Here is a 14,207-nt window from a genome sequence, read left to right on the forward strand (position 1 = left end):
ATTCAGGAATGAATAACGATCGGAATCGTCGGCAGAAGGGTCCCAGATGGGAATCGGGGACCAGCGGGTCACAGCCCCGCCAAGTCGCATCGACCAAGCACGGCGCCGACCTGCCGAGTGCCTAACGAAACGAACCCAACGCCGCAAGCGATGACCTCCTGCCCGGGCGCAACCCCTTCTCCGTCCCCTCCGGCCGACCGCTGATCCTCGGCTGGCGACATGGCCAGACCGCAAGAGATCCCGAAGCGACCCCCGCGCGCCAAAAGCCGGACACCGACCGCCGACCACCCCCCGCGCCAAACGAACCCAACCGAGATCTTAAGTCGTTATCGATTAAACACTTAAGGAAAACCGTGGCCGATTTCCCGTCATCCGTTCCACCCCGAACGCCTCGCCCAACCTCCCAACCCCGTCCACGTCCTTGGCCGAAAGGGTACACTGCATCGAGCACATCATTTGTCTACTGTTTTCCAAGGTGGCCGATGAGCGGGGCGTCGAGCTGCCGAAGAGCTGCAACTGGCCCAGCCTGACGGACCGCACCTTCTCCGACGCGATCACCGCCGTACGCCGCTGGTTGTGGACCGATTGGGTTTTTGCAGCCCACGGGAATCACCGGGTCTTTTCGAAACTATCCCGGCCGATCAAGGCCATGCTGATGTACGCTCTTGCCCCGGCCGCGTAGAGGCTGGAAAAAGGGCAAAAGTCGAGCTGAGACCTTCCTTTACAATACGTTCCAGACGTTTGAATAGTCCTCAGCCGAGCGTCGGATGATTCCAAGGCCAAAACGTCGCGACTCGTAACATCGAACCTGACGGAAGCTTCGCACCCGCACCCCAAAGACGACCGCGAGAAGCCCACGCATTGCACTGCATCGGCCCTCGGCGCCAACAAAGGAGGCCTATCATCAAACCCCGCTCTTCTGGTTGGATTGGTGGCTCGGGCATTTCGTGCTAAACTGGCCGATGCAGGCAGGAAAGTCCCGCCGGCTTCTGAGAGGCGTTTAAGAAGAGCCAGGGCCGCGGCCGCATTCTGGTATCTCACAGAGGATCGGCGGGCACGTCTCGGGAGTCAGTCGGGCAACGAGAGCCGGCCCTCGGCGGCAAGGACGAAGAGTACTTGCCCCAGCGCGGCGCGCAGACACAGGTTCCTATTCATTTCATTACCTGAGTCTGCTTGCGCACCGTCGGCCCTGTTGAACGTCAGATTGCAGCCGACGCACACTCGCGCGCAGCCTGACTGGGGCCTTTCACCGAAGCAGGGAGGTCCAGGGTAATGCGGACCGCTTTGTCCACTCCAGTGCCTGGTTCATGTGAGACCATGATGGGGGCAAGCCGTCGCAGAGCCGCATCCACTCTGATCGAGGTTCTGGTGGTTGTCGCAATCATTGCTTTGTTGATGGCCATTCTGGTCCCGTCGCTCATCAGGGCCCGCCGTCTGGCACAGGGAACGGTCTGCAGGACGCATATCAAGCAGTTGGCCACAGCCGTACACGTCTATGCGGCCGCCAATGGTCGCCTGCCTGGCACAAATACTGTTTGGGGGGTCTCCTATCAGGCTTCGTCCAGACCCCCGAACCCGGCCGGACGCCGCTGGCCGAACTGGCGATCCGGCGATTCCTGGCTCGGTCTGCTCTGCCCGCCTGACCATGCCTGGGACGTTAATGAGCAACAGGCCTTGTAGGTCCACGTTGCAGCCACAGTGCCTCGACAAGGTTCGCTGTGGCGATGCGTAAACGACGAGCAGGTCTACTTGTGTCCCACGGACTTGAAAGGCATGCCCGACGCAGAGAATCCTGCCGGCGGCGGGGGCAACGGCCGATTCAGCTACACGATGAACGGCATCCTCGGCTTCAAGGCTGTCGAGCAGATTCAGGAGTCCACGTACGTGACCGATTTCCAGGTGATGGAAGGGGCGATGATTACGCCGATCCAAATGATTCCGGTCGGGACGAGGATCACCTGGAGCCCCGCCGTAATGACCATGCTTATCGAGGAGCACCCGTGGAACAACACAAACCACGGTTTCGTGGGGGATTCCCGGGCGGCCGACTCGTATCTGGCCTTGCGGCATGATCCCCGCACGACCGGCGCCGTGGCCAATTTCGGCTACCTCGACGGCCATGCGGAATCGAAACGGTATCCTTACTACGGCAACAAGAAGGGCCTCGCTGGTAACGTGTTCAAGCTGCAGGGCGTCGATCTCTTCAACGAACTGCGATTCCCATACACCTATGCCGGAAACAACGGCGGCTGGGAAAACGAATACGCCTTCATTCATCGGTTCAGGCACCCCTACCAGTGATATGGTACCCGCCTGCTGAGCGATGCGCGTGGTTCCTCTTTCTCCTCGACCATCCTCTTAAAGCCCTTGACGTCGCGGCGCTTCGATTCATTCGACCTTCCACCTTGCGGCGAGGCCTTGACGCCAGGGTCATCGGCGGCGACGCTGTTGACATGGCAGCACGTGCTGAAGATGCCGGAAAACGTACCTATGTCTCGCCCGTCCGAGCGCGACTATGGACACGGTGCCGAGTCACGTGCTTGTCCGTGTGCGGCCTTCTTCCGCTTGCGCCCGTGTCGGTGGCACAATCCGGCATTGCTCCGGACGAGGAGGTTATCTTCTTCAACACTGCTGCCCGCCTCGATACCGTCGCCGCGCAGTGGGTTGTGCCGATCCATGGCTGGATCTTCGAGCCCGAAACCGACTCCATCCGCCGTATGGTCGTGTTGGCGGCCCTGCGAGCGGCGCTGGATGTGGATGACGAACATGCCGGCGAGAGGCTCTTCAACCGGCGAGCTGCGGCTTTCCTGGTGGACAACGAGAGCGGCAAGACTCTGACGCTCCGAATCGGCGACCGAACGGCAACCGTCGGCCCATCGGAACAGAACGGGCACCTCACCGGCAGCGTCAGGCTGTCGCTTGAGGAGGCCGACCGGTTGTCCCGGCCGGACAAGTATGGCCGGCAATGGGTCGAGTTCGATGCGGTGACGCCCAAATCGGACAAGCGGCGCTTTTCGGCCAGGGCCGTGCTGGCCCCGCCCGCGGGCCTCTCCGTGATCTCCGACATTGACGACACAGTCAAAATCACGCAGGTGAGCGATCTTGAAGAGGTGATCGAGAACACGTTCCTCAAGCCGTATCGGCCGGTACCCGGCATGGCGAAGCTGTACCAACGATGGGCGCAGCAGGGCGCGATCATCCATTTCATTTCCGCCAGTCCCTGGCAATTGTATGCACCGTTAACGGAGTTCACGAACGAGCACGGCTTCCCCGACGTAACGTTTCATCTCAAAACCTTCTATTGGAAGGACTCGCGATTCCTGTCGCTCTTCGCCGACCCGCTTGAGTACAAGCTGGGGGTCGTCGAGCCGGTCATCGAGTCGTTTCCGCAACGGCAGTTCATCCTTGTCGGCGATTCGGGCGAGAAGGATCCGGAAGCGTACGGCACGCTTGCGCGAAAGTACCCGGACCGGGTGGTTTTCATTCTGATTCGAGCAATCGAAAATGAGTCTCCTGACGCCGTGCGTTTCCAGACTGCGTTTGAAGGTGTTCCTCGACAGCGCTGGCATGTCTTCGTGGATGCCGACGAACTTGCCAACGTGGCCTTGCCCGGCATCGCGACCACTCGCCCGGCGACTGCGTCTCATGGTGCTCCGGCAACAACCGACAAGGCGAAAGAATGACCTGCCGGTGGCGAGGGAATAGCCCGGGAATGCCGCCGGCCTCAATTGGCGAGGTTTGAGGTGGTGCGTCCTGATCGCTTTGTATTCCCATTGAGGAAGGGCTTGGTCCGGCCTTCCACCTTGAGCATCTTCTCAGTCGATTTAGTCTCTTCCGTCGCGACTGGTGCGCGTTTTGCGCGCATGTTTCCGGATCGCGGTACGCTTGGGTTGCGGCCCGCAAACAGGCGGTCCGCCTTAGAACCTTACGGCCGGATATGTGTGCGGCTTGCGCGCATGTTTCTGGATCGCAGAACGTTTGGGTTGCGGCCGACAAAATGGCGGTCCGCCTTCGGCAGGGAGGCATTACGGTGTATTCAGGACCGCGACCGTAAGGGGCTAACCCCCGATACCAAAGAAGATCCGGGTGAGGGCTACGATCAACGCCTCGGCAATCGTGGATATCTGGGCAACGATCACCTCGGCGATGATCTGCCGTAGCTGCGGCTCCATGTTGCGGATGTAGTCGCCGATATTGTCAAACTGCATCCGCATCAGGGGCAGCGGCAACGCGGCCAGTGGGGCAGCCAGGCTGTACAGTGTGCTATTGAGATACCGCATGGTCGATGCTCCATAGGGACAACGGAATTATACCTGGCTGCTCCCCGAGACCCAAGCCTTCAATGACCGGCCTCAAATCCCGGCGATTCTGGCACGATGGTAGGCCGCCCGCTCCTTGGCCGTCATCTTGGAAAAGTCAGGGGCGTCGGCGGCAACATATCCCTGAGCCGGCTTGGTGACGGGCTTGGCCGAAGCAGGCCGGGCAGCGGCCGAAGGCTTGCGAGGAGGGGATGCCGCCGGCGACGCGGGCACCTGAACGCGACCACCCCCCGCATAGCTCATCACCTGCGATGTCAGCTTCATATCGTCTTCCAACGACCGGTATGGTTTGATGCCCAGACCCTGCAACACGCCGTGATACGCCCTGACCGCTTCTTCGGGCGAGATCTGGCTGTCTACGATGCGACGCAGCATCTCGATGAAAGCCAGTTGGTTCTCGGCGTTGTTGATCTTGCGGCCGTACAAGGCGACCCTGGCCCCGTGCTTCTGGGCCTCGGCGATCATCTTGAAGGCGTCGTAGGTCGTGCCCGCCGAACCGCCAAGGATGCCGATCACCAGTTGCGGATCGTAGCTAGCCAATTCTTCTGTCCACTTCGGTCCGTGATAGACCATCTTGAGGAACAACGGCCGACCGCCCTCCGGGACACCGGCCAGGCATCGGACAATCATATCGTTGACGAAGCCCCCGAGTTTGTCCGGCGGGACCGGGTTGGTCGGGGCGTTCGGATCGAAGACCTCCAGAAAATGCCTGAAACCCTTGCGCTCGGCCTCGATGCGAAATTCCCGGTACTGCTCCAGCGTGAGCCGGTCCAGCTCCAGATCGTTGTTGAAGGTCACACTGTACAGACCAAGGTTGGCGCCGATCACCCGTTCCGTCGGTTGACACTCTACCTTGCCGCACTGAATCTGGTCGATAGTCACCGTGCGGAATGGTCGGGAAGGCTCGGAAGCATAGATGGACCCGCGCGCCAGGTGGATGTCGGTGGTATCATTCGCCCTGGCGGCAGGCGTCACGTGCGAGTTGTCGAACAAACGTTCATGGATGGTCAGAATTGAATTGGTGTGGGCGGACATCAACATAATGTCCACCAGCCCCTGCCGGACGATCTGGCGAATACACTCGCGAAACTCCGGGAGTGAGCGGAACTTGCCCTCCTGCGAATAGTGTTCAGGCGACTTGCCGGGCGCGGCAATGCCAAAGGCCATGTCCGCATCCTTTGCGTCGGCCAGAATAAACTCCTTGCACCCCGGATCGGCCTTGATTCTGGCAAGCTTGATATCGAGACTCTTGGCTACCATAGACAGCTAACTCTCCCACAAGACGGCATGGGATCTTCGCCTCTCTGCTTTATTTCCTCCAAGGCGACCGACGACATCAGGGCAGCGTCCCGGGAGCCGGCGTTGGTTCGTACTGAATGCCCGCCTGGCGAAGCCGGACGTCATCGGGCGCGGCGGGCCTGAAGGTTTTTGTGGCCCGGACGATGTACGAATCATCTCGCGCGGAGCGAAGCACGTTGCGAAAGACGATCTCCGCCGTCACCTTCCCCCCGCGAACCGACGTGATCCGCACGCTACCCTCCGCGCCTTGATAAGGCCGCCTGCAGGGCCGGAACACCTCGTTGAGTATGAGCCGGCACCGGTCAACATCGACGGCGGTCTTCCGGCCGATGAGCGGCGGTCCATCAAGGACGCAAACGAACGTTTCCGCTTTTTCGTCGTCGATCTTCTCGGGATCATCGGTGATCAACGCTGTGACAAGCATGGTCTTGCCGCCGCCGGGCCGTACGACCAGCAATTCCGCCGGTGTGCCCGCTCGTTCGGTCACCCTTCCGGCGGCGGTCATTTCCGGCAGCGTCACATCGACGTCGTGCAAGACCCAGTTGTAGCGCGTCTGGTGACAGCCGCACAGGACGAACAGCCAAGCCACCGCGACGGCGAACATTCCCTTGATTCGAGCATGACAGACATCAGCGTCCATCTCAGGCACCTCGCGATTGCGGGACTTCTCTCATCCCAGAGCACTCATAATCCGATCGGTGATCTCCTGCACCACACGCTCGACCTCTTCGTTACTCACGGCGGGAGCTTGAACCGGTTCCGGAGGTCTCATCGGCCCCTCGGGCTTCTTCATGAGGGTTGAGCCGGGCTCCGAGTAGCCCCGGCCGAAGTCGATATTCACGCAAAGATCCGCGTTATAAAGCCGCCGCGGGTCGTCGGTGATGCCGAAGCGCTCCTTGAGATCCAGAAGCTCTTCCACCTTCGGGGGACTGATCCGCTCGACCCGTCCCACCTGCTTGGCGATCAGCAGAATCCGGCAATAGGCGTCCAGAATCTCGGTCCACCAGTAGGCTTGCTGAAGCGTCTCGCCCCAGGAAACCGTGCCGTGATTCTTGAGCACAACGATCTTCGCGGTGTTGACAAACGGGAGAATCGTCCGGGCAAATGCCTGGGCCCCGGGTGTCTCGTACACGGCCGTCGGAATCGGTCCCAGAAAAACCTCGACCTCCGGGAGAATACAGGTCGGAATCTCCTCGCCCGCCACCGAAAAGGCGGTCGCGTAAGGCGGATGCGAATGAACCACCGCCTTCACCTTTGGATTCGCCTTGTAGATCTCCAAGTGCAGCATCACCTCGCTGGTCCGCTTCTTCTTGCCCGCAAGCTGTTTGCCGGTCATGTCGACCAGGCAGATGTCATCGGGCTTGAGGGCCCCCTTGCTGACCAACGTCGGCGTGCACAACACGTGGTTCTCGCTGACACGGTAGGAGATATTGCCGTCGTTGGCCGCCACGAAGCCCTTTTCATAGAGCTTGTGGCCGATTTCGCAGATTTCCTGCTTGAGCTTGAACTCGTTAACCATGACAGTTCACCGTATGGTATCCGCTCACGCCGTGTAGGTCACGCAGTCGAGCAGGCATACCAGATAAGCATCCAAAGCCACGCGGTCGGGATAGAACGGCATCGCGGCTTCCCGGCCTTCCGTGAAACCGACCCGATCGCCCACGCGGCCGCCTAGTTGGTCGTACACGACGACCACTTCGCCCTTGCCCGGACGGTTTTCGCGGAGCGACTTGGGATCGTGCGGCTGGACGATCAGAAAGCGACCTCCGATCATCTTCGGATCACACCTGCTCAGCGTCAGCCGTCCAACCACGTCACCGATCCGCACGTCCGCCCCCCTGTTCGACGGCCTCAATCTCCGCCAACATCTCCGCCGGCGGTGAGGCTCCGGCCAGCAGCCGGTCAATCATCTGTTTCATCTGGTACGGCGTCAGCGTCGGGTACTCCAGCACCAGGACGTTAATCCCCAGCGAGCGGCAGGCCTCCTCGGTCATCGGGATGTTGACGCCCAACGCCGCCCGCACGCCGTTGTGCTTGTTGGCTACGCACACCGGCACCGGCCCATCGGCGGCAAACACCACGCCCTTGGCCACCTCGCCACGGGCGATTTTGCCGCACAGCCGCCGGGTCGCCGCCAACATGCCGCTTCGCCCGCCGGCCGGCTCGATGACCTCGGCCAGCTGTCCGCCCCGATCAAGCATAGCCCGCATCATCCGCAACTCGGACAGCGACGGGTCCATGACCACCGCCAGCCTGCCCGGTGCCCCGGCGGGAGCCTTCTCCCACGTGACCGGCAGCGAATGCTCTTTCAGCCAGTCGCGGGCGGCCGGCGTCACCAGGGCCCCCTCGGGCAACCGGATCTCCTTGCCCTCCCGACGAAGGTCCTCAAGCAGAATCGCGGTCACGACCGGCCGGCTCATTCTTCCAGGTGCTCCATCACATACTGGCCGTCGTCGGCGATGCACATCACCGTCCAGCGGGCCGGCGAGGTCTTGTCGTTGAGTACCTCGCGCGTGTAAATGCCGTCGCTGGTCAGCACCACGATGTCGCCTGCCCCCGCCCCGAGCTGATCGATGGCCAGCACCGGGTCGAGCGAGGCGGCCTGGATCGGCTCAACCACCAGCATCCGGGCGCCGCCCAATGACTTGTGCTTGACCGTCGAGACTGCATTGCCGACCACACGCCCCAGTATCATTTTCTCCGCCCTACAGAATGCGCAGGTTGTCCACCATCACGCACCGGCGATAGCGCGTGAAGGTCATCGGGCTCGTGATGCCCTCACCAGTCGGCGTGGCAATGCTGAAGCTGGCAAAACCCTCGCCGCCGGCACCCAGCGAAGCCATGCACGCGCCGTTCTTGACGAATATCGTGGTGTCCACCGCCTTACCCATCTTGGTCATGTTCTCGACGTTGCGTGACCAGATGATGGCCGTATGGCCGAAGCCGTGCTCGTACTCAACGGCCATGGCGATCGCCTGATCGATGCTCTTGGCCCGGACGACGGGCAGGAACGGCATCATCTGCTCGCATGGCAGCCACGGGCTGTGCTCATCCACCTCGCCATAGAGGCACTGCGTGCCCTGCGGCAGCCTGATGCCGATCGCATCGGCCAGAACCTGCGGATCTTTGCCCACGAACTTCTTGTCCGGCAACCAGTGGCCGCTCTTCTCGTCCTTGTGCAACGCCATCGCCGTGAATGCCCGGATCTGCTCGGCGTTGAGGCGGTACCCGCCGTGCCGCGAGAAAGCCTCGAGCAGCTTGTCAGCCACCGCCTCGACGACGATGACCTCCTTCTCGCCGATGCACAGCAGGTTGTTATCGTAGGCGTGCCCGAAGATGATGCCCGCCGCGGCCTTCTCGATGTCGGCCGTGCAGTCCACCACCACCGGCGGGTTGCCCGGGCCGGCAACGATTGCCTTCTTGTTGCTGGCCATCGCGGCTGCGACCACACCCGGACCGCCGGTCACCACCAGCATGGCGATATCCGGATGCTTGAAGATCTGGTCGGCCGTCTGCAGCGTCGGTTTCTCGATCAGGCAGATCAGGTTATCCAGGCCGGTCGCCTCGCGGATCGCCCGGTTCCACCGCTGCGTGGCGACGGCAGCACACCTGGCCCCCGACGGGTGCGGGTTACAGACCAGCGTGTTGCCGGCGGCGATCATCATGATGGCATTGCAGCCGAGCGTCGGAATCGAGTGTGTCACGGGCGTAATAACGCCCAGCACACCCCACGGGGCGTGCTCGGTGACCGTCAGGCCGTGGTCGCCGCTGACCGCCTCGGAGGTAAGCATCTCCATCCCCGGCACCTTCTCGCCGACCACGATCAGCTTCTCGATCTTGTGGTCCATCCGGCCGATTCTCGTCTCGTCGTACTCGATCCGGGCGAGTTCCTCCTTCTGTTCGAGGCAGATGCGGCGAATACACTTGATGGCCTTGGCCCGTGTCTCCAGCGTCTCGGCCACCAATCGCTTCTGTGCCACCTTCGCCGCAGCTACCGCCTCATCGACGGTCTGAAAGATGCCGTCCCTGCCGCCTGCCGGAACCGGCGGCGCCGTCGCAACCCTTCCGTTGCCTTGCAGTCGGCTCAGCACCTCACTGACCACATCGCGAATCAACGCCTCACTCACTGTCGTGCTCATCTCTATCGCTCCAACCGCAAGACCCCAGCCGCCTTACGGAATACGCTTTAGCGCTCCATTGCCGCGGCTGACGACGGCCGCTCAGCCCTGCTTCTTGTAGATCTCCTGGTCCTTCATCTGTATCGCGTCGATGATGCCGATGATCACCGCGTCCGTGGGCACGTCGCCGGTCGTTTCGGTCAGCCGGGCCGAACTGCCCTGAGTGACCAGCACCAACTCGCCCTCGCCCGCTCCGACCGTGTCAATAGCTACGGCCGTCCGGCCGGTTGTTTCCAGCGCCCCCGGCGCGTCAGCTTTGACATTCATCGCCTGGACAAGCAAGAGCTTCCTACCAATCACGCTCTTGACCTTCTGCGATGCCACAACGGTTCCAGTCACTTTGCCGATGAACATGTCGTCTCCCTGTCTGCGGACCGGACGTTCGTGATTCAGCCCCGAACGTGGGCGAAACCCCCGTCCGTCAATCATCGGAGCCCCGCTGACGGCAGCGTTCCCGCGACAACGACGGGGGACAGCCCGGCCGGTCGGCATCACTTGTTCGGCAATATCTTGCCGATGTCGCCGTGGGGGCGAGCGATCACATCCACGCTGACCACCTCGCCGACCTTCGCCGCCGAGGCCGCACCTGCGTCGACTGCCGCCTTGACCGCCGCCACGTCGCCTTCGAGAACCACCGTCACCAGGCCGGACCCGACCTGCTTCCAGCCGCGATACGTCACGTTCGCCGCCTTCAGGGCCGCATCCGTCGCCTCAACGAGCGCCACCATGCCGCGAGTCTCAATCAATCCCAATGCCTGCTGGGCCATTTCCGATTACTCCTCAATCAACCCGGCACAGGCCACATCGCCCGGCCGTCTCTGCCATCCTCAGTTGCCGCCCGCCAGTACGTCCCGCGTCTGCCGGGCCACGATCAGTTCCTCGTTTGTCGGAATCACCATGATTCGCACGCGCGAGTCATCCGCTGAAATCGTTTCCTCTCTGCCGCGGGTCTCGTTTTTCCGCGAATCGAGCTTGATCCCCGCGTAATCCATTCGGGCACAAACGGCCTCACGAAAAGAGGCGCTGTTTTCGCCGATGCCGCCGGTGAAGACGATCAGATCCGCCCCGTTGAGCACCGCCAGATAAGCCCCGACGTAATGCCGCACGCCCTCGACGAGAACATCAAGTGCCAACCTCGCCCGTTCGTTGCCCTCGGCCGCCGCCTGCTCGATGTCGCGACGATCATTGCTCACGCCGCTGATGCCGAGCAAACCGCCTTTCTTAGCCATCTCCTGCAAAGCCTGCTCAAAGGTCAGCTTGAACGCCGGCAATACTTTGAGCAGCGCGTACGGGTCGAAGTCGCCCACCCGGTTATTGTGAATCAGCCCCGATTGAGGCGTCGTCGCGAAGCTGTTGGCCACGCTCCTGCCGTTCTCGATCGCACAGATCGAGCTGCTGCCGCCCACATGACAAGAAATCACGCGCAGATCCTTGCGACCCATCAGCTCAGCGGTCCGCACGGCGATATACCGATGACTCGCCCCGTGAAACCCGTACCGCCGCACGCCGGCCTGCGTCCACTCCCACGGCACCCCATAGGTGGTGCGCGACGGGGGGATCGTCTGGTGGAAGGCCGTCTCGAACGCCGCGACCTGCGGCACGTCCGGCAGCCGTGCGGCAAAGGCCTTCATCGCGGCGACATACGGCGGGTTGTGCGCCGGCGCGATGTCGAAGAACTCGGTCATCGTTCGGATGACCTCTTCCGTGACGCGAACCGCCCCCGAAGTCGTCCCGCCGTGTACCGCCTTGAAGCCGATGGCATCGAGCTTGACGTTCGGGTCGGGCAGCAACCTCAGGCAGTGGTCGATGGCCTGGCCGTGGTCGGCGATCCGCCCCGCCCACGTCTTGTCGCCCACCTTGACGGCCGCGTTGTCCGAGCCGATCCGCTCGGCGCCTCCGCGGGCCAGCTCCCGCTCGCCGTCCATATCGAACAGGCGAAACTTGAACGACGTGCTACCGATATTGGCAACCAATACGATCACGACACACTCCGGCTGTTGTGACAGAGGCCTGCGTCATCGCCGTCATGGCCACGCAACGCCTACTTGAAGTACACGTCCGCCAGCGCTTCATGCGGCCGGGCGATGACGTGGGCACTCATCAGCTCACCGACCCGGTTGGCCGCCTCGGCGCCGGCATCCACCGCGGCCTTTACGCTGCCGACGTCGCCGCGCACGATCGTCGTCACCAGGCCTCCGCCGATCTGAACGCTCTTGACCAGCTCGACGTTGGCAGCCTTGCACATCGCATCCGAGGCTTCCACCAGGCCGGTGTAGCCCATCGTCTCTACCATTCCGATTGCATCGCTCATCGATTGAATACTCCGTTACCCCGCGCCAACCCTGAACCGATCGCTCGTCCGGCGCGGGTCATCCCCGTATGATCCCGTTCCCTTTATTTGGCCCTGTTTCTCTCGGCGGGCAACATGCCTGCCAGTTCGTCGTGCGGCCGGGGGATCACATGAACGCTGACCACCTCGCCGACCTTGCTCGCCGCCGCCGAGCCGGCATCCGTGGCCGACTTGACTGCCGCCACATCACCGCGGATGAACGCGGTCACCAACCCACGACCGACCTTCTCATACCCCACCAGTCGGACGTTGGCCGCCTTCATCATCGCGTCCGACGCCTCGATCAGGGGCACGAGACCCTTCGTCTCGATCATTCCAAGTGCTTCAAGTGCCATAAGTGGACTCCTCAAAAAAGCGATCAGCTATCAGCCGTCAGCTATCAGCTTGGGCTTACATTCTCTCCAGTTCAACTCTCGCCGCGTTCGCCAGGTCGCACGCGTTGCCTTCATCGGTGTCCAGGTGCACCTCGAGCTTCACATCCTTGCTCACGCGACAGATAATGCCCTCGAACGTCGTTGGACAACTCCCATGAACCCTCAGCCGCATGAAGTCGCCGGTTTTGACCCCGTAGTACTCCGCATCCGTCGGATGCATGTGGACGTGCCGCTGAGCCCGGATCACGCCCTCTTTGAGCTCGATATGCCCCTTGGGTCCGAGCACGATGCAACCGGGTGTACCCTTGATGTCCCCGCTCATACGAACGGGCAGATCCAGACCCATCGCGATGCCATCGGTGAAGGCCAGCTCGATCTGATCTTCAGGCCGCACCGGCCCCAGGATTCGCAGATTCGTGATCGTGCGGTGCCGAGGTCCGATGATCGTCACCGTCTGCTCGCTTGCGAAATACCCTTCCTGATAAAGCGGCCGCATCACCGTAAGCTGCGCCCCAGGCCCGAAGAGAATCTCCAGCGTCTTCTGCGTCACGTGCATGTGCCGCGCCGAGATGTTCACAACGAGCTTCGGTTTGGCGGCACCCGCCCTCCCGGGCCCCAGACCCAGCCGCTGCCGGACGATATCCCGAACCACGCCCTCGACCACCGAGCGATCAAGCCTGCCGCCCACCATCGCCGTACTCATCCCTGACCTCCCGCGCCGGCGGACCTTGCTCCGACACCCGTCGCCTCTTCCACGCCGGCCAGAATCAGTTCGGCCCCGGCGTTGCGCACCGCATCCTGCCACCGGCCTTCCAGCGCGCTGTCACAAACCACTCGGTCAACCATTTCCCAACCGCCCAGTCTCACCAACGCCCGCTTGCCGAACTTGCCGCTGTCGGCAACCAGTATCACCTCACCGGCCGAACGCATCATCTGCAATTCGGCCTCAACCATCAGCACATTGGCATTGTAGAGCGCATCCTCCGTGATCCCCGCCACGCCCATGACGGCCGCATCCACATGCAGAGAGGACAGCATCTGTTGTGCGTACGGCCCCAGCGCCACACCCGTGCGCGGATAGATGTAACCGCCGATGAAAATCAATTCAATATTCGGCGCACTGTGCAGCAGATTCGCGATTGGCAGCGAGTTGGTCACCACCTGCATCGTTCGCGACAACAGATTTCGGGCCACCTGAAAGGTCGTCGTTCCCCCGTCAAGGAGAATCGTCTGACCGTCCTGCAACAAGCCGGCGGCCACACGGCCGATTGCCTCCTTCTCCGGAACCGCCGTCACTTCCCGGGCCGCATAATTCAGCGCCACGAACCGATCGCTGACGAACACCGCTCCGCCGTGCGTCCGGCGAACGATACCCTCCTCTTCCAGCAACGACAAATCGCGCCGAACCGTCGATTCTGAGACACCCAGCTCGCTGACCAATAGCGACAGATCAGCGTAACCGCGGCGCGCCAAGACTTCCGATAACTGTTGTCGTCGCTCGTCTCCGGTCATGAGTCCTCCGGATCTGACCAAACCTAAGCCGATTATCGACAAGTTGTGAGAGGAATCAAGCGGGGCTTGGCCTGTCTTTGAAAGATTTCTTCCATAATCAGCCAAAGCACCCCTGTTCTTCTGCTCTAATCAATTGAGAAACAACCACTTAAGCCAATGACATGCCGGCAAATCT

The 14,207-nt window shown here is 61.9% G+C and carries 19 protein-coding genes; 4 read left to right on the top strand and 15 right to left on the bottom strand.

The window, feature by feature from the left end:
• Positions 1-421 precede the first annotated feature (421 nt).
• The 4 genes from PLL20_11735 to PLL20_11750 all read left to right on the top strand — a co-directional run bounded on the left by PLL20_11735 (position 422) and on the right by PLL20_11750 (position 3,683).
• Positions 422-682, top strand: a complete 261-nt coding sequence (locus tag PLL20_11735; GenBank protein ID HPD30659.1) for a hypothetical protein — start codon at positions 422-424, stop codon at positions 680-682.
• 590 nt (positions 683-1,272) lie between these two features.
• Positions 1,273-1,680, top strand: a complete 408-nt coding sequence (locus PLL20_11740; protein ID HPD30660.1) for a prepilin-type N-terminal cleavage/methylation domain-containing protein — start codon at positions 1,273-1,275, stop codon at positions 1,678-1,680.
• A 93-nt stretch (positions 1,681-1,773) separates the two neighbouring features.
• Positions 1,774-2,301, top strand: a complete 528-nt coding sequence (locus PLL20_11745; GenBank protein ID HPD30661.1) for a hypothetical protein — start codon at positions 1,774-1,776, stop codon at positions 2,299-2,301.
• 278 nt (positions 2,302-2,579) lie between these two features.
• Positions 2,580-3,683 carry an App1 family protein gene (locus tag PLL20_11750; protein HPD30662.1) on the top strand — a complete coding sequence of 368 codons (1,104 nt, stop codon included), beginning with the start codon at positions 2,580-2,582 and terminating at the stop codon, positions 3,681-3,683.
• A gap of 375 nt (positions 3,684-4,058) precedes the next feature.
• Here PLL20_11750 and PLL20_11755 read toward each other — a convergent pair whose 3' ends face one another.
• The 15 genes from PLL20_11755 to PLL20_11825 all read right to left on the bottom strand — a co-directional run bounded on the left by PLL20_11755 (position 4,059) and on the right by PLL20_11825 (position 14,032).
• A complete protein-coding gene (locus PLL20_11755; protein HPD30663.1) occupies positions 4,059-4,280 on the bottom strand; it encodes a hypothetical protein in 222 nt (73 codons plus the stop codon).
• A gap of 72 nt (positions 4,281-4,352) precedes the next feature.
• Entirely contained in the window at positions 4,353-5,579 is a 1,227-nt protein-coding gene (locus PLL20_11760; GenBank protein ID HPD30664.1) for a hypothetical protein, read from the bottom strand.
• A 76-nt stretch (positions 5,580-5,655) separates the two neighbouring features.
• Positions 5,656-6,258, bottom strand: coding sequence for a hypothetical protein (locus PLL20_11765; protein HPD30665.1), 603 nt, complete (start codon positions 6,256-6,258; stop codon positions 5,656-5,658).
• Between the two features lie 30 nt (positions 6,259-6,288).
• Entirely contained in the window at positions 6,289-7,137 is an 849-nt protein-coding gene (locus tag PLL20_11770) for a class II aldolase/adducin family protein (GenBank protein HPD30666.1), read from the bottom strand.
• 24 nt (positions 7,138-7,161) lie between these two features.
• Complete coding sequence (locus tag PLL20_11775) at positions 7,162-7,446, bottom strand: EutN/CcmL family microcompartment protein (protein HPD30667.1); 285 nt, start codon at positions 7,444-7,446, stop codon at positions 7,162-7,164.
• The gene (locus PLL20_11780; GenBank protein HPD30668.1) at positions 7,433-8,038 is read right to left on the bottom strand and encodes an RpiB/LacA/LacB family sugar-phosphate isomerase; all 606 of its coding nucleotides are present in this window, start codon (positions 8,036-8,038) and stop codon (positions 7,433-7,435) included. The genes PLL20_11775 and PLL20_11780 overlap by 14 nt, the downstream gene beginning before the upstream one ends.
• Complete coding sequence (locus PLL20_11785) at positions 8,035-8,313, bottom strand: EutN/CcmL family microcompartment protein (protein ID HPD30669.1); 279 nt, start codon at positions 8,311-8,313, stop codon at positions 8,035-8,037. The genes PLL20_11780 and PLL20_11785 overlap by 4 nt, the downstream gene beginning before the upstream one ends.
• A 10-nt stretch (positions 8,314-8,323) precedes the next feature.
• A complete protein-coding gene (locus PLL20_11790) occupies positions 8,324-9,757 on the bottom strand; it encodes an aldehyde dehydrogenase EutE (GenBank protein ID HPD30670.1) in 1,434 nt (477 codons plus the stop codon).
• An 81-nt stretch (positions 9,758-9,838) separates the two neighbouring features.
• Positions 9,839-10,150 (bottom strand): EutN/CcmL family microcompartment protein, encoded by a 312-nt coding sequence (locus PLL20_11795; protein ID HPD30671.1) that lies wholly within the window; start codon positions 10,148-10,150, stop codon positions 9,839-9,841.
• 137 nt (positions 10,151-10,287) lie between these two features.
• Positions 10,288-10,563, bottom strand: coding sequence for a BMC domain-containing protein (locus PLL20_11800; protein HPD30672.1), 276 nt, complete (start codon positions 10,561-10,563; stop codon positions 10,288-10,290).
• 60 nt (positions 10,564-10,623) lie between these two features.
• Positions 10,624-11,778 (bottom strand): acetate/propionate family kinase, encoded by a 1,155-nt coding sequence (locus PLL20_11805; GenBank protein ID HPD30673.1) that lies wholly within the window; start codon positions 11,776-11,778, stop codon positions 10,624-10,626.
• A gap of 59 nt (positions 11,779-11,837) precedes the next feature.
• The gene (locus tag PLL20_11810; protein HPD30674.1) at positions 11,838-12,107 is read right to left on the bottom strand and encodes a BMC domain-containing protein; all 270 of its coding nucleotides are present in this window, start codon (positions 12,105-12,107) and stop codon (positions 11,838-11,840) included.
• A gap of 83 nt (positions 12,108-12,190) precedes the next feature.
• Positions 12,191-12,481: a BMC domain-containing protein gene (locus PLL20_11815; protein ID HPD30675.1), complete on the bottom strand. Its 291-nt coding sequence runs from the start codon at positions 12,479-12,481 to the stop codon at positions 12,191-12,193.
• Between the two features lie 55 nt (positions 12,482-12,536).
• The gene (locus PLL20_11820; GenBank protein HPD30676.1) at positions 12,537-13,223 is read right to left on the bottom strand and encodes a phosphate propanoyltransferase; all 687 of its coding nucleotides are present in this window, start codon (positions 13,221-13,223) and stop codon (positions 12,537-12,539) included.
• The gene (locus PLL20_11825; GenBank protein ID HPD30677.1) at positions 13,220-14,032 is read right to left on the bottom strand and encodes a DeoR/GlpR family DNA-binding transcription regulator; all 813 of its coding nucleotides are present in this window, start codon (positions 14,030-14,032) and stop codon (positions 13,220-13,222) included. The genes PLL20_11820 and PLL20_11825 overlap by 4 nt, the downstream gene beginning before the upstream one ends.
• Positions 14,033-14,207 lie beyond the last annotated feature (175 nt).

This window comes from Phycisphaerae bacterium, assembly GCA_035384605.1.
Classification (GTDB): domain Bacteria; phylum Planctomycetota; class Phycisphaerae; order UBA1845; family PWPN01; genus JAUCQB01.

Bases quoted from the DNA above. Each gene is read 5' to 3' on its own strand.
- PLL20_11740 (HPD30660.1), top strand. From the start codon at position 1,273: ATGCGGACCGCTTTGTCCACTCCAGTGCCTGGTTCATGTGAGACCATG.
- PLL20_11745 (HPD30661.1), top strand. From the start codon at position 1,774: ATGCCCGACGCAGAGAATCCTGCCGGCGGCGGGGGCAACGGCCGATTC.
- PLL20_11755 (HPD30663.1), bottom strand. From the start codon at position 4,280: ATGCGGTATCTCAATAGCACACTGTACAGCCTGGCTGCCCCACTGGCC.
- PLL20_11760 (HPD30664.1), bottom strand. From the start codon at position 5,579: ATGGTAGCCAAGAGTCTCGATATCAAGCTTGCCAGAATCAAGGCCGAT.
- PLL20_11765 (HPD30665.1), bottom strand. From the start codon at position 6,258: ATGGACGCTGATGTCTGTCATGCTCGAATCAAGGGAATGTTCGCCGTC.
- PLL20_11770 (HPD30666.1), bottom strand. From the start codon at position 7,137: ATGGTTAACGAGTTCAAGCTCAAGCAGGAAATCTGCGAAATCGGCCAC.
- PLL20_11780 (HPD30668.1), bottom strand. From the start codon at position 8,038: ATGAGCCGGCCGGTCGTGACCGCGATTCTGCTTGAGGACCTTCGTCGG.
- PLL20_11785 (HPD30669.1), bottom strand. From the start codon at position 8,313: ATGATACTGGGGCGTGTGGTCGGCAATGCAGTCTCGACGGTCAAGCAC.
- PLL20_11790 (HPD30670.1), bottom strand. From the start codon at position 9,757: ATGAGCACGACAGTGAGTGAGGCGTTGATTCGCGATGTGGTCAGTGAG.
- PLL20_11795 (HPD30671.1), bottom strand. From the start codon at position 10,150: ATGTTCATCGGCAAAGTGACTGGAACCGTTGTGGCATCGCAGAAGGTC.
- PLL20_11800 (HPD30672.1), bottom strand. From the start codon at position 10,563: ATGGCCCAGCAGGCATTGGGATTGATTGAGACTCGCGGCATGGTGGCG.
- PLL20_11810 (HPD30674.1), bottom strand. From the start codon at position 12,107: ATGAGCGATGCAATCGGAATGGTAGAGACGATGGGCTACACCGGCCTG.
- PLL20_11815 (HPD30675.1), bottom strand. From the start codon at position 12,481: ATGGCACTTGAAGCACTTGGAATGATCGAGACGAAGGGTCTCGTGCCC.
- PLL20_11820 (HPD30676.1), bottom strand. From the start codon at position 13,223: ATGAGTACGGCGATGGTGGGCGGCAGGCTTGATCGCTCGGTGGTCGAG.
- PLL20_11825 (HPD30677.1), bottom strand. From the start codon at position 14,032: ATGACCGGAGACGAGCGACGACAACAGTTATCGGAAGTCTTGGCGCGC.